Origin of the sequence: Streptomyces sp. NPDC013457, assembly GCF_043089925.1 — a bacterium.
Taxonomy (GTDB): Bacteria; Actinomycetota; Actinomycetes; order Streptomycetales; family Streptomycetaceae; genus Streptomyces.
Window position 1 is genome coordinate 160243 of the sequence record NZ_JBICBL010000016.1, and the last position, 17036, is coordinate 177278.

Consider the following 17036-nt stretch of genomic DNA (forward strand, 5'->3'; position numbering starts at 1 on the left):
CGGGGTCCGGAACTGTCGCGTGATCAGGTAGAAGACGGCCATCCAGAAGACGGTGACGACGGCGACGGTGCCGAGGCCGATGCGGTTGGTTTCCCGGTGGTCATCGGCCCGTGCCCGTCCACGCGTGCCTGCTCCGGGCGAGCCGGCCGTAGATCCGTTCCGGGGTCAGGGGGAGTTCCCGGTACCGCACGCCGGTGGCGTCGTGGAGCGCGTTCGCCAGCGCCGGGGCCACCGGGTTGATGCAGGACTCCGCCATGCCCTTGGACCGCATGGGCCCCACGGAGTCCGTGGAGGGCACCAGGAGCACTTCGGTGCGGGGGACGTCGGCGAAGGTGGGGATCCGGTAGTCGCGGAGGTTCGGGTTGACCATGACGCCGTCGGCGTCGACCCGGTGGTTCTCCGTCAGCGCGAATCCGATGCCCTGGGCGACCCCGCCGTCCACCTGCCCCCGGACCTGCTCGGGGTTGATCACCACACCGGCGTCGGTCGCCTGGACGCTGTGCAGGACACGGATCTCGCCCGTGACCGGATGGACGGCGACACGGAAGCCCTGGGTGTTGGAGACGACGCTCCGGGGCGAGCCGTACGCCTTGCGGGCGGCGGTGAACCGGATGCCGCGGGAGCGGGCGAGGGCGACGAGTTCGGCCAGCGGGACGCGGGTGTCCCCGCAGACGACGTCCTCGTCGTCCATCGTGCACATCACGACGTGGACGCCCGCGTGGGCGGCGGCGAACTCCAGGATGCGGTCGCGCACCGCGTTCGCCGCCCGGAGCACCGCGTTGCCCGCCACGAAGAGTCCGGCGCTGGCGAAGGCACCGGTGTCGAATCCGGTGCGGTCGGTGTCGGACTGTACGAGACGGATCCGCGACGGCACGGTGCGCAGCTGGGTGGCGGCGATCTGGACGTGCGCGGTCGAGGTGCCCTCGCCGAACTCGACGGTGCCGACGGCGAGTTCGTAGACCAGGTCGTCGCCGAGGGTCAGCCACGCCTCGGAGATGTGCTGGGTCGGGGGCGCGGTCCCGTGCAGGGAGCTCGCCACGCCGACGCCGACGAGCCACTCCGGGCCGGGCGCCGGCTGGTCGGCCGTACGGGCGAGGGAGCCCGCCACCAGGTCGACGCACTTGGCGAGGCCGTCCTCGTTGAACATCACGTCGTCGGGGCCGTCGTGCATCGCGACGAGCGGATCGCCGGGCCGCACGATGTTGCGGCGGCGCAGGGCGAAGGGGTCCATGTGCAGGGCGAGGGCGAGTTCGTCCATCGCCGACTCCACGGCGAAGGCCGGCTGCGTCATGCCGTACCCGCGCAGCGCACCGCTCGGGACGGTGTTGGTGTAGACGGAGTAGGCGTCGTACCTCTTGTTGGGGCAGCGGTAGATCATCACGGCGGCCCCGCCCGCGTGGAGCGTCTCGCCGCCGTGGTTGCCGTAGGCGCCCGTGTTGGACACGTTGCGGACCTGGAACGCGGTGAGGGTGCCGTCGGCCTTCGCGCCGAGCCTGACCGTCAGCCTCATCGGATGGCGGGGCGAGGCCGTGGTGAACTCCTCCTCGCGCGTGTACTCGAAGGAGACGGGCCGCCCGGTGTCCAGCGCGGCGAGCGCGGCCAGGTCCTCGGAGATGACCTCCTGCTTGCCGCCGAACCCGCCGCCGACGCGCTTGCAGAAGACACGGAGCTGGTCCGGGCGCAGCGCGAACAGGTACTCCAGCTTGGCCTTGGCGATCGACGGGGACTGCGAACTGGTGCGGACGTTCAGCCGGCCGTCCTCCATCCAGGCGATCGAGCCGTGGGTCTCCAGGTGCGCGTGCTGCACGCGCGGTGAGACGTAGGTGCCTTCGTGGATGACGTCGGCCGCGGCGAAGCCGGCGTCGACGTCCCCGATGTGCGTATGGATCTCCAGCAGGAGGTTGCGGTGGGGATCGCGGACGAACGGGTCCTCCGATCCGTGCAGTTGGGGCGCCCCGTCGGCCATGGCCTCCTCCGGGTCGAAGACCGCCGGCAGTACCTCGTACTCCACGACGAGGCGACGGCAGCCCTCCTCCGCCGCCCCGACGGTGTCGGCCACCACCGCGGCGACGCGCTGGCCGACGAAACGGACCGTGTCGTCGAGGATGTACGTGTCGTCCGGATCGACGAGGTGGTCGGTGTGGATCGCCGTGGTGAACCGCCTGCGCGGCACGTCCTCCCAGCCGTAGACGCCGCGCACGCCGGGGACGGCGAGCGCGGCGGTCCTGTCGACCGAGACGATCCGGGCGTGCGCGTGGGGTGAGTGGAGCACCTTGAGGTGCAGCATGCCCTCCATGCGGACGTCCATCGTGAACTCGGCGCGGCCGGTCACCACGTCCTCGGCCGCCGGCGCGCCCACGCTCGCCCCCACGGCCTTGCCGGGTTCGGCATCCTGGACGGCGGAGCGGCCCCGCACGGCGTCCTCGATCGCGCGGTAACCGGTGCAGCGGCAGAGGTTGCCCTTGAGCGCCCGCGGAAGGTCGGCCTTCTGTTCCCCGGTGAACGTGGCCGAGGTCATGATCATCCCCGCGGTGCAGAAGCCGCACTGGAAGCCCGGCGCGTCGCGGAAACGGCGTTGCGCGGGATGCAGGTCGCCCGGCGTGCCGAGACCCTCGATCGTGGTCACCTCGTGGCCGTCCGCGCGGAAGGCGGGGGTGACGCAGCTGTGGACCGGAGTGCCGTCCAGCCACACCGTGCACGCGCCGCAGTCGCCCGCGTCGCAGCCCTTCTTGACACCGAAGTGGCCCAGCTCCCGCAGGTAGGTGCGCAGGCACTGGCCGGGACGCGGTTCCGCGTCGAAACTCCTGCCGTTCACGCGGTAGGTCATGCCGGGTCCTGTGCCATGAGTTCGCGGCGGATCTCTTCGGCGAAGTGCCGGGTGAGGTGGCGACGGTGGTCGGGAGTCCCGTTGGGGTCGGCGAACCAGACGTCGGCGGGGATCGCGTCGACGCTCCGTCGCATGGTCTGGGCGTCGGGCATCCGGTCGAAGGCGAACCGTACCGGCCTGGTGGTGCCGGCGGTGACGGTGAGCATGAGGTCGCTCGCGCCGGGTGTGCGCGTCCCGATCAGGAACACGGTGGAGCGGCCGAGGCGGGTCAGCGTGAACCGGCGGTGGGCGGCGCGTTTGCGCAGGGCACGCGCAGGGATGTGCACGCGGCGCAGGATCTCGCCCGGGGCCAGGATGTTGCGGTGGTCCCCGGTGACGAAGTCCAGCGCGTCGACGGTGCGTACGGAGCCGTCGGCGGCCCACAGTTCGTAGCGGGCTTCGAGGGCGACCGCCAGCGTGATCATCGGGCCGGCGGGCAGGGACAGGCAGATGTTCCCTCCGACGGTCGCCGCGTTCCAGATCTTGAACGAGGAGAGGAACGCCTCGCAGGCCGTGGCGAGGAGCGTCCCGGCCGCCCAGTCGCCGGGCGGCACGAAGGCGTGGAGGTCGCGGATCGTGCAGGTGGCCCCGATCTCCAGTCCGGTGTCGCCCGGCACGAGGGGTGCCCACGGCAGCGCCGTGAGGTCGACCAGGCGGCGCAGGTCCGGCTGTTCGACGGAGTACAGCCACGTCCCGCCCGCGAGCCAGGCGTCGCCCTCGCGCCAGTCCGCGCCCGGCCGTTCGTTCGGCAGCCGGACGAGTTCGGTGACGGTGTTCAGGTCCATGGGGAGACACCTGCCCCTGCGCGCGGGGAGCGTGCCCCGTCCAACGCATCGGGATCGCCTGGAGACGGCCGCGCCCCCGTGGTGGGAGACAGGACCGCCGGACACGGCAATTTCCTTCCAGCGTAACGAGGACGGTCCGTCCGCGCGCGGCCGGAACAGGCTGCCGCGGGTCGGTGGCGAGTCAGGTGAGGAGGCTCGGGGCCGCCCGGTCCAGGACGGTGGCGATCCGGTCCCAGGCCGCCTCGTCGCGGGCCACCGGCTCCAGCGTCTCCCCCCGTCCCGTGCCCCATGCCGTGGCGAGTGCGACGGGGTCCTCTCCGGTCGCGGCGGAGGCCGCGAGCGCGGCCGCGCCGAGCGCGACGAGTTCGGTCGCGGCGGGGACGGTCACGGGGCGGCCGGAGAGACGGCGGATCGTATCCCTCCAGGCACGCCCCTGGGCCCCGCCGCCGATCAGGTGCAGCGGGCGGTCCCGTACCGCCGCGTCCGAGGGGTCGAGGCCGCAGGCGGCGAGGAGGTCGTCGAGGGCACGCAGCACGGTGAACGCGGCGCCCTCGTAGGCCGCGCCGAGGATCGCGCGCGGTGTGGTGGTGTGGCGCAGTCCGGTGACGAGGCCGGTGGCGTGCGGAAGGTCGGGGGTGCGCTCGCCGTCGAGGTACGGCAGGACGACGACGCCGTCGCCGGGTGCGGTGTCCTCGCGGTCGAGCCCGAGCAGTCCGGCGAACCGGTCCACGGCCAGGCTGCAGTTGAGGGTGCAGCCGAGAGGGAGGTACGTGCCGTCGGCCGCGGCGAATCCGGCGAGGCCGGGGGCGGCCGGGCGGTTCCGGGTGGCGGCGAAGACGGTGCCCGAGGTGCCGAGGCTCACGACAGGATGGTCCAGGAGCCCCGCGCCGCCGAGGCCCAGACCGACGGCCGCGGCCATGTTGTCTCCCGTACCGGCGGCGACGGCGACGCCGGGCGGCAGTCCGAGCGCGCGGGCTGCGGCCGGGGTGAGCGTACCGACACGGGTGGCACCGCTCGGGGCGACGACGGGCAGCAGGGCTTCGTCGAGACCGAGCAGGGCCAGGATCCCGGGGTCGTAGGCGCGGGCCGCCGTGTCGTACCAGCAGGTGCCCGAGGCGTCCCCGGGGTCCGTGGCGGCGACTCCGGAGAGGCGCTCCGTCAGGAAGTCGTGGGGGAGCCTGACGGCGGCCGTGGAGGCGGCGACGACGGGTTCGTGGGCGCGTAGCCACTGCCACGTGGTGGCGGTCATCGAGGCGACCGGCACCGAGCCGGTCCGGGCGAGCCAGCCGTCCGGACCGCCGAGCGCGGCGGTGAGTTCGACGGCCTGAGGTGCGGACCGGGTGTCGTTCCAGAGCAGGGCGGGGCGCAGTGGGCGGCCCGCCGCGTCGAGAACCACGAGGCCGTGCTGCTGGCCCGCGACGGCGATGCCGGTCACGGCGGAGGAGGGCGTCCCCGCGTCGGTGAGGGCCTCGGCGACGGCGTCGCGCAGTGCCGACCACCACTGCTCGGGGTCGCTCTCGCGGGCTCCGCCCTCCCCCGTGACCGTGTGCGCGGCCCGGCCGGTTCCGCGTACGGCGCCGGTCTGCGCGTCGACGACGAGCGCCTTGGCGGACTGTGTGGAGCTGTCCACTCCGATCACGACCGGGGGCGTTGGGCGCGTCGCCGTCATAGGTCTCACCTTCGTCGTCCACTCTGGCGCCGGGTCGCGCCGTGCCGTATTAGTTATCTCAGAAAACAAATAGATGGGCCAGGTCGCGCCGCGCCCTTCCTGTCATCCGAGAACGGCAACAAAAGGGACAGAACATGACGGAACGCATCTCCCCCACGCGCTTCTCCCCCACACCCGAGGACCGGTTCACCTTCGGCCTGTGGACGGTCGGCTGGCAGGGCCGCGACCCCTTCGGCGAGGCCACCCGACCGGCGCTCGACCCCGTGGAGTCGGTGGAACGGCTCGCCGCGCTGGGGGCGTACGGCGTCACGTTCCACGACGACGACCTGATCCCCTTCGGGGCCTCGGACGCGGAGCGTGAGTCCGTGGTCAAGCGCTTCCGGGCGGCGCTCGAACGCACCGGCCTGAAGGTGCCGATGGCCACGACCAACCTCTTCACCCACCCCGTCTTCAAGGACGGCGGCTTCACCGCCAACGACCGGGACGTGCGGCGGTACGCCCTGCGCAAGACGATCCGCAACATCGATCTGGCCGTCGAGCTGGGCGCCACGACGTATGTCGCCTGGGGCGGCCGCGAGGGCGCCGAATCGGGCGCGGCGAAGGACGTCCGGGTGGCGCTCGACCGGATGAAGGAGGCCTTCGACCTGCTCGGCCAGTACGTCACCGAGCAGGGCTACGAGCTGCGGTTCGCGATCGAGCCCAAGCCGAACGAGCCGCGCGGCGACATCCTCCTGCCGACGATCGGCCACGCCCTGGCCTTCATCGAGCGCCTGGAACGGCCCGAACTGGTGGGAGTGAACCCCGAGACGGGCCACGAGCAGATGGCAGGACTCAACTTCCCGCACGGCATCGCCCAGGCACTGTGGGCCGGCAAGCTCTTCCACATCGACCTCAACGGCCAGTCGGGCATCAAGTACGACCAGGACTTCCGCTTCGGCGCGGGGGATCTGCGCCAGGCGTTCTGGCTGGTGGACCTGCTGGAGACCGGAGGGTACGAGGGGCCGCGGCACTTCGACTTCAAGCCCGTGCGAACGGACGGCTTCGACGGGGTCTGGGAGTCCGCGAAGAACTGCATGCGCAACTACCTGATCCTCAAGGAGCGCGCGGCCGCCTTCCGCGCCGACCCCGAGGTCCAGGAGGCCCTGGCCGCCTCCCGGCTGCCCGAACTCGCCGTGCCCACGGCCTCCGACGGCCTCGCCGGACTGCTCGCCGACACCGGCGCGTACGAGGAGTTCGACGTGGCGGCGGCGGCCGAGCGCTCCATGGCGTTCGAGCGCCTGGACCAGCTGGCGCTCGAACACCTGCTGGCGGTCCGCTGACCGCCCCGACCCTTCACCACGGCGGGCGCCCGGACCACGGACCGGGCGCCCGTTGCCGTTCGCCCCGACAGGAGAAGACGGTAAGCGCTTTCTAAGAATCCTGCGCGAAGCATTGACGAAACATCAACGCCCACTTAGCTTCATCGGCGTTGCACTTCGTACGTCATATATGAGACGCGATACACGAGATCTGAGAGTGCGTCATGACCTTCGCCCCCAGTCCCATCCCCTCCCGCACCCAGTACGTCCTGGAGGCGATCAAACACGACATCCTGACCGGTGGCCTCAGTCCTGGCCAGGCGCTCGTGGAGACCGAACTCGCCGCCCGATTCGGGGTGTCGAAGACCCCGGTGCGCGAGGCCCTCAAGACCCTGGTCGGCAGCGGTCTCGTGGTGATGAGCCAGTACAAGGGCGTGACGGTACGGATGGTGGACGCCGACATGGCCCGCGAGGTCTACGACGTACGGCTGCTGCTCGAACCCGAGGCCGTGCGCCGTACCGTCGACGCCGGCGCGCCCCTCGACGAGGCGCGGGCCGCGCTCGGCCGGGCCGAGGCCGCCGACGATCCGGCCGAACGCTCCCTGGCCAACCGGGACTTCCACCGCGCCCTCTACCTGCCCTGCGGCAACCCGCTGCTCGGCCGGATGCTGGACGAGGTCCGCGACCAGGCCGCCCTGGTCTCCACCGTGGCCTGGGCCGCGACGCCCTCCTGGGAGCGCGAGGCGGCCGAGCACGAGGAGATCCTGCGGCTCGCGCTGGCCGGCGACTCCGCCGGCGCCGGTCTCGCCGTCCACGACCACATCGCCTCCTTCGTCGAGCGCGCCTTCCCCGAGGACGGTGAGTGACCGAGTGACCAGGAACTTCGAGACCGAGAAGGCCGCGCTCGCCGATGTGGTGGCGATCCCGGTGACCCCGTTCGCCGAGGACGGCTCGGTGGACACCGCCGCCCACCGCGCGCTGGTGCGCAGGATGCTCGACGCCGGCATCCGCACCCTCACGCCGAACGGCAACACCGGCGAGTTCTACGCCCTCACGCCCGAGGAGCGCCGCCTGGTCACCGAGGTGACGATCGAGGAAGCGGCCGACCGGGCCGCCATGCTGGTCGGCGTCGGCCACGACGTGCCGACCGCGGTCGCGGCCGCGCGGCACGCCCGCGACGCCGGAGCCGGCATGCTGATGGTCCATCAGCCGGTCCATCCGTACGTCTCCGACGGCGGCTGGGTCGACTACCACCGGGCGATCGCCGAGGCCGTTCCGGAGCTCGGCGTCGTGCCGTACATCCGGAACGCGCTGCTCGGCGGCGAGCGGCTCGCGGAGCTCGGCGCGGCCTGCCCGAACGTCATCGGTGTGAAGTACGCGGTCCCGGACGCGTCGCGCTTCGCCGGCTTCGCACGTGACGCCGGTCTCGACCGTTTCGTCTGGGTGGCCGGGCTCGCCGAGCCGTACGCCCCGTCGTACTTCGCGAGCGGGGCGACCGGTTTCACCTCGGGTCTGGTCAACGTGGCGCCCTCGGTGTCCCTGGAGATGCTCACCGCCCTGCGGGCCGGGGACTATCCCGCGGCGATGAAGGTGTGGGAGCAGATCCGCCGCTTCGAGGAGCTGCGGGCCGCCAACGGCAGCGCGGACAACGTCACCGTCGTCAAGGAGGCGCTGGCCGCTCTGGGCCTGTGCCGCCGGGACATCCGGCCCCCGAGCCGCGAACTTCCGGAGCGGAGCAGGGCCGAGGTCGCGGCGATAGCCGCGAGGTGGCAGGCATGAGCGCCCCCGTCGGCTCCCGGGACCCGGGCCGGCAGGCCCCGCGCGGCCCCGGGGAGCTGCGCAGTCATCGCTGGTACGGGACCGACGGACTGCGCTCGTTCAGCCACCGGGCCCGCACCCGGCAGCTCGGCTATCTGCCCGAGGAGCACCTGGGCAAGCCGGTCGTCGCCATCCTCAACACCTGGTCCGACATCAACCCCTGCCACGTCCATCTGCGCGACCGCGCGCAGGCGGTGAAACGCGGGGTGTGGCAGGCCGGCGGCTTCCCGCTGGAGTTCCCGGTCTCCACGCTCTCGGAGACGTTCCAGAAGCCGACGCCGATGCTCTACCGCAACCTCCTGGCGATGGAGACGGAGGAGCTGCTGCGCTCCTACCCCGTCGACGGGGCCGTCCTGATGGGCGGCTGCGACAAGTCGACCCCGGCGCTGCTGATGGGCGCGGCCACCGTGGACCTGCCGACGGTGTTCGTCCCCGCGGGTCCGATGCTCCCGGGGCACTGGAGGGGCGAGACCCTCGGCTCCGGTACGGACATGTGGAAGTACTGGGACGACCGGCGGGCCGGTCTGATCGGCGACGGCGAGCTGGCCGAGCTGGAGAACGGGCTGGCCCGCTCCCCTGGCCACTGCATGACGATGGGCACGGCCTCCACCCTCACCGCCGCGGCCGAGACGCTGGGCGTGACGCTGCCGGGCGCCTCCTCCATCCCCGCCGTGGACTCCGGTCACGACCGGATGGCGGCCGCCTCGGGGATGCGGATCGTGGAACTCGTCCGGCAGGACCTGCGGCTCTCGCGGATCCTCACCCGTGCGGCGTACGAGGACGCGGTCGCCGCCGTCCTGGCGCTCGGCGGGTCGACGAACGCCGTCATCCATCTGATCGCCATGGCCGGCAGGTCCGGGGTGCGGCTTGCGCTGGACGACTTCGACCGGATCGCGCGGTCGGTGCCGGTGCTCGCCGACCTCCGCCCCGGCGGGCGGTACCTGATGGAGGACTTCCACTTCGCCGGCGGCATGCCGGGCTTCCTCTCACGGCTCACCGACGTGCTCCATCTGGACCGGCCGACCGTCTCCCACCCGACGCTGCGGGAGCAGCTCGACGGCGCCCTCGTGCACAACGACGAGGTCATCAGGGTGCGTTCGCGGCCGCTCGCGGACGAGGGCGGGGTGGCGGTGCTGCGCGGCAACCTGTGCCCGGACGGTGCGGTGATCAAGCACATCGCCGCCGAGCCGCAGCTGCTCAAGCACACCGGTCCGGCCGTGGTCTTCGACGACTACCGCTCGATGCAGCGGACCATCGACGATCCGGAGCTCGGGATCACGCGCGACCACGTCCTGGTCCTGCGCAACTCGGGCCCCAAGGGGGGTCCGGGCATGCCCGAGTACGGAATGCTGCCGATCCCCCGTCATCTGCTGGAGCAGGGGGTGCGCGACATGGTCCGGATCTCCGACGCCCGGATGAGCGGGACGAGTTACGGCGCCTGCGTGCTGCACGTGGCACCGGAGTCGTACGTCGGCGGGCCGCTCGCCCTCGTCCGCACCGGCGACCTCATCACCCTGGACGTCGAGGCGCGCACGCTCCACGCCGAGGTGGACGAGGAGGAGTGGGAACGCCGTCGGGCCGCGTGGACTCCCCCGCCGAAGCGCTACGAGCGCGGCTACGGCGCGCTGTACACCGAGCAGATCTCCCAGGCCGACACCGGCTGCGACTTCGAGTTCCTGGCCAGGCCGGGAACGACGCCGGATCCGTACGCGGGCTGACACCCGCCCCGGTCCACCCCAGCCCCTCCTCCGTCGAACACCGTCTGCGAAGCGCCTCGCGCCCGAGAACGGAGCCGCCGTCATGGCCACAGCCGTGACCCCACCGCCCAAGGCACCAGCGAACAGACCTCCGGGACCTGCGCGTCCCCGCCGCGGTACCGGAGCGGCGCCACGCCGTCTGCCGTATCTGCTGATCGCCCCCGCGGCGCTGCTGATGCTGGGTTTCATCGCCTATCCGGTGCTCAGCGTCTTCTACTTCAGCCTGCGGCACCACAATCCGACGAAGCCCTGGCGGAACGGCTTCGCCGGCTTGGAGAACTTCACCCGGATCCTCACCGAGGACCCGCACTTCTGGGGCACCCTCACCTTCAGCCTCAAGTGGGTCGCCGTCGAGGTGACGCTGCAGCTGCTCTTCGGACTGGCGCTAGCCCTGATCGTCAACCAGACCTTCGTGGGCCGGGCGCTCGGCCGGGCGCTGGTCTTCTCCCCCTGGGCCGTCTCCGGCGTGCTCACCTCGGCGATCTGGGTCCTGATCTACAACTCGCAGACGGGCATCACCCGTTACCTCGCCGACATGGGCGTCGGCGAGTACGGGACGTCGTGGCTCTCCGACACCTCCACGGTCTTCTCCGCGGTGGTCGTCGCCGATCTCTGGCGCGGGGTGCCGTTCTTCGCGATCCTCATCCTCGCCGACCTGCAGTCCGTGCCGAAGGACCTGTACGAGGCGGCCGAGGTCGACGGGGCGGGCCGGATACGGCAGTTCGTCCACATCACGCTGCCGCATCTGAAGGACGCGATCATCCTCTCCACCCTGCTGCGCGCGGTGTGGGAGTTCAACAACGTCGACCTGCTCTACACGCTGACGGGCGGCGGGCCCGCGGGCGAGACGACGACCCTCCCCCTCTACATCGCCAACACCAGCGTCGACGCCCACAACTTCGGTTACGCCTCCGCCCTGACGACGGTGGCGTTCGTGATCCTTCTCTTCTGCTCGATGGTCTATCTGCGCCTGAGCAAGTTCGGAGGCGAGAGCACGTGATGGCCCGGAACGCCACCCCCACGGCGCCGGCGGCGCCGGCCGTCGCGGCCGCCACGGTGGCCGCCGCACCCCCGACCCGTACGCCTCCGACCCCGCGCCGCACACGGCGGCGCGCCTGGGACGAGGCCCCGCGCTGGCAGATCTATCTGCCGCTCGGCATCTATCTGCTCTTCACCCTCGTCCCGTTCTACTGGATCGTGCTCTTCGCGGTCCGCCCGGCGGGCTCCACCTCGCTCCTGCCGTGGCCGATGACGACCGCCCACTTCGAGAAGGTGTGGAACGAGCGCAGCTTCGCCACGTTCTTCCAGAACAGCCTGCTCATCGGGGTGGCGACGCTGGTGCTGACCACGGTCGTCGCACTGGCCGGCGGCTACGCCCTGGCCCGGTTCGACTTCCGGATCAAGAAGGGCTTCATGCTGGCCCTGCTCTGCTCCCAGTTCGTGCCCGGCGCCCTGCTGCTCGTCCCGCTGTTCCAGATCTTCGCCAGTCTGAGCATGATCAACTCGCTGGGCAGTGTGATCATCGCGGAGACCGTGTTCCAGCTTCCGCTGTCGATGATTCTCATCAGCGGCTTCATCAGGAACGTGCCGTACTCCCTGGAGGAGGCGGCCTGGGTCGACGGCTGCAGCCGGTTCGCCGCCTTCCGGATCGTGGTGCTGCCGCTGCTCCGGCCGGGGCTCGTGGCCGTGGGCTCCTTCGCCTTCGTCCACTCCTGGAACCACTTCCTGTTCGCGCTGATGTTCCTCAGCAGCCAGGAGAAGCAGACGATCCCGGTCGGCCTCAACACGCTGATGGGCGCGGACAGTGTGGATCTCGGCGCGCTCGCGGCGGGCGGGGTGATAGCGGCACTGCCCGTGGTGATCGTGTTCGCCTTCATCCAGAAGTGGCTGGTCACCGGCTTCAGCGCGGGGGCGGTTAAGGGATGACCGCGATGACCGCCCTCCGCGAACTCCTCCGCGAACCCCTCCCCGTCGTCCTGGCCGGCGCCCGCGGCCACGGGCGGTCCCATCTGGTCAACATCCGCCGGCTCGAACGCCTCGGGCTCGTCACGCTCGCCGGCGTCTGCGAGCTGCGGCCGCTCGACGCGCGGGAGCTGGACGGCTTCGGCACGCCCGAGCAGTCCGAGGACCTCGACGCGCTGCTCGCCTCGACGGGCGCCGCGATCGCGGTCGTCTGCACCCCGATCCAGACCCACACCGACCTGGCCCTGATCGCCGCCCGCCACGAGGCGCATCTGCTCCTGGAGAAGCCCCCGGCTCCGTCGTACGCCGCGTTCCGGCGGATGGCCGACGGGGTCGCCGCGGCCGGGGTGGCCTGCCAGATCGGTTTCCAGTCGCTCGGTTCCCATGCCGTTCCCGCGATCCGGCGGCTGATCGGGGAGGGCGCGATCGGCGAACTCCTCGGAGTCGGCGGGGCCGGGGCCTGGGTGCGCGACGAGGCGTACTTCCGGCGCGCTCCCTGGGCGGGGCGGCGGAGGATCGACGGCGTCGACGTGGTCGACGGCGCGCTGACCAATCCGCTCGCCCACGCGGTGGCGACCGCGCTCGCCCTGGACGGCGCCACACGCGCGGAGGACGTCGAGTTCATCGAGACGGAACTGCTGCGGGCCTACGCCATCGAGTCCGACGACACCTCGTGCGTCCGGGTCCTCACCACCCGGGGAACGAGGGTCAGTGTGGCGGCGACGCTCTGCGCCGAGACGCCCTCGGAGCCGTACGTCGTGGTGCACGGGACCCGGGGGCGGATCACCTTCTGGTACAAGCAGGACCGGGTGCTCCTCCAGCGGGCCGGGCACGGTCCCGAGGAGTCCGTGTACGGGCGGACCGATCTGCTGGAGAACCTGGTCGCCCATGTCGGGGGCGGGGCCGGACTGCTCGTACCGCCCGGGGCGACCGGCGCGTTCATGCGGGTCGTCGAGGCGGTACGGATCGCTCCCGACCCGCTGGAGCTCCCGGCGGACGCCTGGCGCTCCGAGCCCGGCGCGGGCGCGCCGCGCCGGGTGGTGCCCGGCATCGACGGCCTGGTCGCGGCGAGCGCCGACACCCTCGGTCTCTACTCCGAACTCGGCGCGCCCTGGGCCCCGCTGCCCCGGAAGGCGGTGTGCGGATGAGCGCCCCGACGGTGCTGCGCTGCGCCGGCCGCCCTGTCGCCCGCTACGTCCTGCGGTCCGGCACCGGCGCCGACCGTTCGCCGCGCCCGTATCTGCACCCCGTCTCGACACTCGGCGGCGTCACGGTCACCGAACGGCTCCCCGCCGACCATCCGCACCATCTGGGCGCCGGTGTCGCCGTCCCCGACGTCGCGGGGTTCAACTTCTGGGGCGGGCGGACCTTCGTCCGCGACCGGGGACCGACCGTCCTCGACAACCACGGCGTGCAGCGGCACCAGGGATTCGAGCGGCGGGACGGCGGCGGCTTCGTGGCGGAGCTGAGCTGGGTCGCCGGAGGCCGCGTCCTGCTCCATGAGCGCCGCACCGTCTCCGCCGTGCCGCTCGACGACACGGCGTGGGCTCTGGACCTCTCCTTCTCGCTGACCAACGCCTCCGGCGAGGAGCTGTCCTTCGGCAGCCCGGCCACGAACGGACGACCCGGCGCCGCCTACGGCGGATTCTTCTGGCGGGCACCTCGGGAGGGCGCCGCGCCGGACGTCTTCGGTGCGGACGCGGAGGGCGAACGGGCCGTGCACGGCGCCCGTGCGGACTGGGTCGCTCTCGCGGGCCGCGACTGGACCCTGGTCTTCGCGGGTGCCACCGAGGAGACCCGGCGCGACCCGTGGTTCGTACGCGCCGCCGAGTACCCGGGGGTCGGCTCCTCCCTCGCCTCCGAGGAGCGCCTCGCCCTCGCGGCCGGCGCGACGGCGGAGCGCCGCGTGGTCACCGTCGTCGCCGACGGGCTTCTCGACCGCGGCGGCGCGGCAGCGCTGGTGCGCAAGGCGGTGACGGCATGAGGGCGACCGCACCCACCGGGGACCTCGGGGACGGGACGTACCGCAATCCCGTCCTGGCCGCCGACTGGTCCGATCCGGACGTCGTGCGCGTCGGCGAGGACTACTACCTCACCGCCTCCAGCTTCGGCCGGGCGCCCGGACTGCCGATCCTGCACTCGCGCGACCTGGTCAACTGGACGCTCCTCGGCCATGCCCTGGAGCGGCTGCCCCCGGAAGCCTCCTTCGCCTCGCCTCAGCACGACCGGGGTGTGTGGGCGCCGTCGCTGCGCCACCACGACGGCCGGTTCTGGATCTTCTGGGGCGACCCCGACCACGGGATCTGGCAGATCAACTCCCCTTCCGTACGGGTGGGATGGAGCACCCCGCACCTGGTGAAGCCGGGCCGCGGCCTGATCGACCCCTGTCCGCTGTGGGACGAGGAGACGGGCGAGGCGTATCTCGTCCACGCCTGGGCGAAGTCCCGCTCCGGCGTCAGCAACCGGCTCACCGGCCACCGGATGAGCGCCGACGGCACCGAACTCCTCGACGGCGGGAGGACGATCGTCGACGGCGACCGTCTCCCGGGCTGGTTCACCCTCGAAGGCCCCAAGGTGTACCGGCACGACGGCTGGTTCTGGATCCTCGCCCCGGCCGGGGGCGTGGCCACGGGCTGGCAGGGCGCCTTCCGCTCCCGCCGCTTTTTCGGCCCGTACGAGGAGCGGGTGGTCCTTGAGCAGGGCGGTACGGAGGTCAACGGCCCGCACCAGGGCGGCTGGGTCCGTACGCAGCGGGGCGAGGACTGGTTCCTGCATTTCCAGGAGCGCGGGGCGTACGGACGGGTGGTCCATCTCCAGCCGATGCACTGGGGTGAAGACGGCTGGCCGGTCCTCGGCGACGGGGGCTCTCCCGTCCTGGTGCACCGCAAGCCCGCGCTGCCCCGGCAGCCGCTCTCGGCACCGGCCACGGACGACGACTTCCCCGGCGGCCGCTTCGGACGGCAGTGGCAGTGGACGGCCAACCCGAGGGAGGGCTGGACGACCCGGCACTCCGCCGACGGCCTGTGGCTGAACTGCGGCCGTACGGAGGAGACCGAGGATCTGCGCCGGCTGCCGCACCTTCTCACCCAGCGGCTGCCCGCCCGGCCCTGCGCGATCGAGGTCGAACTCCGCCTGGACAGCGAGGAGCCGGGCGCCCGTGCCGGACTCACGGTCCTGGGCGACGCGTACAGCTGGATCGGGCTCCGTCGCGAGGCGGACGGCGCGGTCCTGCTGGTCCACCGGTTCGCTCCGGTCTCCGCCGAGCGGGAGCGGGAGGCGGCCTTCGCGCGGCCCGCCCCCGACGGCCGGGTCCGGCTGCGGGTCGAGATCGACGACGGTGCCCGCTGCCGGTTCTCGTACGACACGGGTGACGGTCCCACCGACTCCGGTCAGGTCTTCGCGGCCACCCCCTGGCGGTGGGTGGGCGCTCTGATCGGGCTGTTCGCCGCCGCTCCGCCGGGCACCGGCCCCGCCGGGACGGCCGTCTTCAGCGCGTTCCGCATCACACCGAACGACACTCCCCCGAGAGAAGAGAGCCGACGATGACCATCTTCCGCAGCGGGCGGCGCAGAGCCGACGCCCTCGCCCTCGCCACCGTCCTCGCCCTGACCCTCACCGCCTGCGGCGACGACGGCAGCGGCGCCGCCGGCGACAAGGGCGACGAGGGATCGGGCAAGGGAGAGATCACCTTCTGGGACAACAACGGCGGTGTGCGCACCGACGTCTGGAAGGAGATCATCACGGACTTCGAGAAGGCCAACCCCGACATCAAGGTGACGTACGTCGGCATCGCATCGACCGAGGTGCAGTCCAAGTACGACACCGCCATCCAGGGCGGCGGCCTGCCGGACGTGGGCGGCGTCGGTGCCGCCATGCTCGCCGGCATCGCCGCCCAGAACGCCCTGGAGCCGCTCGACGCGCGGGTCGAGTCCGGCGCCCTGAAGGGCAAGCTCAACGCGGGTATGGTCGACAGCGTCAGGTCCGCGGGCGGCCGGGACAAGCTCTTCACCGTCCCCACCTCCGCGAGCAACGGCGTCCTCTACTACCGCACCGACCTCTTCCGGGCGGCCGGCCTCGAGGAGCCCACCACCTGGTCGAAGTTCTACGCGGCGGCCGACAGGCTGACCGCCAAGGAGAAGAACAGGTTCGGCTACACGATCCGCGGCGGCGCGGGCTCGATCGCCCAGGCGCTCGACGCGATGTACGGCCAGAGCGGCATCACGTCCTTCTGGGACGGCGACAGGACGACCGTCAACGCTCCCGAGAACGTGGCGGCCCTGGAGAAGTACGCGGCCCTCTTCAAGAGGAACACCCCGGCGGCCGACGTCAACAACGACTTCACCAAGATGGTCGCCCAGTGGGACAGCGGCGAGATCGGCATGCTCAACCACAACCTGGGCTCCTACAAGGACCATGTGAAGGCGCTGGGCACCGGGAAGTTCCGCGGCATCCCCAATCCGACGACGGACGACGGCACCCGGGTGCAGGTCTCCAACCCGGTCGACGGGCTCGGGCTCTTCTCCTCCAGCAAGAACAAGGCGGCGGCCTGGAAGTTCATCGAGTTCGCCGCCTCGCACGCGTCCAACAGCAAGTGGAACGAGTCGGCCGGCGCCATCCCGGCGAACACCGAGGCGGCCCAGGACCCCTGGATCCAGAACGCGGAGCCGACGAAGCTCGCCGCCGAGGTGCTCTTCAGCGGCGAGGCGGCCATCGTGCAGCTGCCGTACTACCTGCCCGACTGGAACACCATCTCCAAGGCCGACAACGAGCCCGCCTTCCAGAAGGTGCTGCTCGGGAAGTCCACGGCCAAGGACTTCCTGGACGACCTGGCCGAGCAGCTCAACACGGCGCAGGCCGAGTGGAAGTCGCAGAACAAGTGAT

Annotated in this window: 13 protein-coding genes; 10 read left to right on the forward strand and 3 right to left on the reverse strand. The window is 71.8% G+C overall.

Features of this window, described 5'->3' with window-relative positions:
- Positions 1-100: 100 nt before the first annotated feature.
- From ACF1G2_RS33460 to xylB, 3 genes are all read right to left on the reverse strand, one after another.
- Positions 101-2827, reverse strand: a complete 2727-nt coding sequence (locus ACF1G2_RS33460; RefSeq protein ID WP_391801919.1) for a molybdopterin-dependent oxidoreductase — start codon at positions 2825-2827, stop codon at positions 101-103.
- Positions 2824-3651, reverse strand: a complete 828-nt coding sequence (locus ACF1G2_RS33465; RefSeq protein WP_391801920.1) for an FAD binding domain-containing protein — start codon at positions 3649-3651, stop codon at positions 2824-2826. Before ACF1G2_RS33465 ends, ACF1G2_RS33460 begins: the two co-directional genes overlap by 4 nt.
- A gap of 181 nt (positions 3652-3832) precedes the next feature.
- Positions 3833-5320 (reverse strand): xylulokinase, encoded by a 1488-nt coding sequence (xylB, locus tag ACF1G2_RS33470; RefSeq protein ID WP_391801921.1) that lies wholly within the window; start codon positions 5318-5320, stop codon positions 3833-3835.
- Positions 5321-5454: 134 nt separating this feature from the next.
- Between xylB and xylA the strand changes: the two genes are divergently transcribed.
- The 10 genes from xylA to ACF1G2_RS33520 all read left to right on the forward strand — a co-directional run bounded on the left by xylA (position 5455) and on the right by ACF1G2_RS33520 (position 17035).
- Positions 5455-6639, forward strand: a complete 1185-nt coding sequence (xylA, locus tag ACF1G2_RS33475) for a xylose isomerase (protein WP_391801922.1) — start codon at positions 5455-5457, stop codon at positions 6637-6639.
- Positions 6640-6842: 203 nt separating this feature from the next.
- Positions 6843-7484 carry a GntR family transcriptional regulator gene (locus ACF1G2_RS33480; RefSeq protein WP_391801923.1) on the forward strand — a complete coding sequence of 214 codons (642 nt, stop codon included), beginning with the start codon at positions 6843-6845 and terminating at the stop codon, positions 7482-7484.
- A 4-nt stretch (positions 7485-7488) separates the two neighbouring features.
- Entirely contained in the window at positions 7489-8397 is a 909-nt protein-coding gene (locus ACF1G2_RS33485) for a dihydrodipicolinate synthase family protein (RefSeq protein ID WP_391801953.1), read from the forward strand.
- A complete protein-coding gene (gene araD / locus ACF1G2_RS33490; protein ID WP_391801924.1) occupies positions 8394-10154 on the forward strand; it encodes an L-arabinonate dehydratase in 1761 nt (586 codons plus the stop codon). Before ACF1G2_RS33485 ends, araD begins: the two co-directional genes overlap by 4 nt.
- 82 nt (positions 10155-10236) lie before the next feature.
- Positions 10237-11193, forward strand: a complete 957-nt coding sequence (locus ACF1G2_RS33495) for a carbohydrate ABC transporter permease (protein ID WP_391801925.1) — start codon at positions 10237-10239, stop codon at positions 11191-11193.
- A complete protein-coding gene (locus ACF1G2_RS33500; protein WP_391801926.1) occupies positions 11193-12119 on the forward strand; it encodes a carbohydrate ABC transporter permease in 927 nt (308 codons plus the stop codon). Before ACF1G2_RS33495 ends, ACF1G2_RS33500 begins: the two co-directional genes overlap by 1 nt.
- Positions 12120-12124: 5 nt before the next feature.
- On the forward strand, positions 12125-13303 hold the full coding sequence (locus ACF1G2_RS33505) for a Gfo/Idh/MocA family protein (protein ID WP_391801927.1): 1179 nt from the start codon (positions 12125-12127) through the stop codon (positions 13301-13303).
- On the forward strand, positions 13300-14139 hold the full coding sequence (locus tag ACF1G2_RS33510; protein ID WP_391801928.1) for a PmoA family protein: 840 nt from the start codon (positions 13300-13302) through the stop codon (positions 14137-14139). The genes ACF1G2_RS33505 and ACF1G2_RS33510 overlap by 4 nt, the downstream gene beginning before the upstream one ends.
- Complete coding sequence (locus ACF1G2_RS33515) at positions 14136-15701, forward strand: family 43 glycosylhydrolase (protein WP_391801929.1); 1566 nt, start codon at positions 14136-14138, stop codon at positions 15699-15701. The genes ACF1G2_RS33510 and ACF1G2_RS33515 overlap by 4 nt, the downstream gene beginning before the upstream one ends.
- Complete coding sequence (locus ACF1G2_RS33520) at positions 15698-17035, forward strand: ABC transporter substrate-binding protein (protein WP_391801930.1); 1338 nt, start codon at positions 15698-15700, stop codon at positions 17033-17035. The genes ACF1G2_RS33515 and ACF1G2_RS33520 overlap by 4 nt, the downstream gene beginning before the upstream one ends.
- Position 17036 lies beyond the last annotated feature (1 nt).

Coding starts and splice junctions, on each gene's coding strand:
- ACF1G2_RS33460 (WP_391801919.1), bottom strand. CDS start 2,827: ATGACCTACCGCGTGAACGGCAGGAGTTTCGACGCGGAACCGCGTCCC.
- ACF1G2_RS33465 (WP_391801920.1), bottom strand. CDS start 3,651: ATGGACCTGAACACCGTCACCGAACTCGTCCGGCTGCCGAACGAACGG.
- xylB (WP_391801921.1), bottom strand. CDS start 5,320: ATGACGGCGACGCGCCCAACGCCCCCGGTCGTGATCGGAGTGGACAGC.
- xylA (WP_391801922.1), top strand. CDS start 5,455: ATGACGGAACGCATCTCCCCCACGCGCTTCTCCCCCACACCCGAGGAC.
- ACF1G2_RS33480 (WP_391801923.1), top strand. CDS start 6,843: ATGACCTTCGCCCCCAGTCCCATCCCCTCCCGCACCCAGTACGTCCTG.
- araD (WP_391801924.1), top strand. CDS start 8,394: ATGAGCGCCCCCGTCGGCTCCCGGGACCCGGGCCGGCAGGCCCCGCGC.
- ACF1G2_RS33495 (WP_391801925.1), top strand. CDS start 10,237: ATGGCCACAGCCGTGACCCCACCGCCCAAGGCACCAGCGAACAGACCT.
- ACF1G2_RS33500 (WP_391801926.1), top strand. CDS start 11,193: ATGGCCCGGAACGCCACCCCCACGGCGCCGGCGGCGCCGGCCGTCGCG.
- ACF1G2_RS33505 (WP_391801927.1), top strand. CDS start 12,125: ATGACCGCCCTCCGCGAACTCCTCCGCGAACCCCTCCCCGTCGTCCTG.
- ACF1G2_RS33510 (WP_391801928.1), top strand. CDS start 13,300: ATGAGCGCCCCGACGGTGCTGCGCTGCGCCGGCCGCCCTGTCGCCCGC.
- ACF1G2_RS33515 (WP_391801929.1), top strand. CDS start 14,136: ATGAGGGCGACCGCACCCACCGGGGACCTCGGGGACGGGACGTACCGC.
- ACF1G2_RS33520 (WP_391801930.1), top strand. CDS start 15,698: ATGACCATCTTCCGCAGCGGGCGGCGCAGAGCCGACGCCCTCGCCCTC.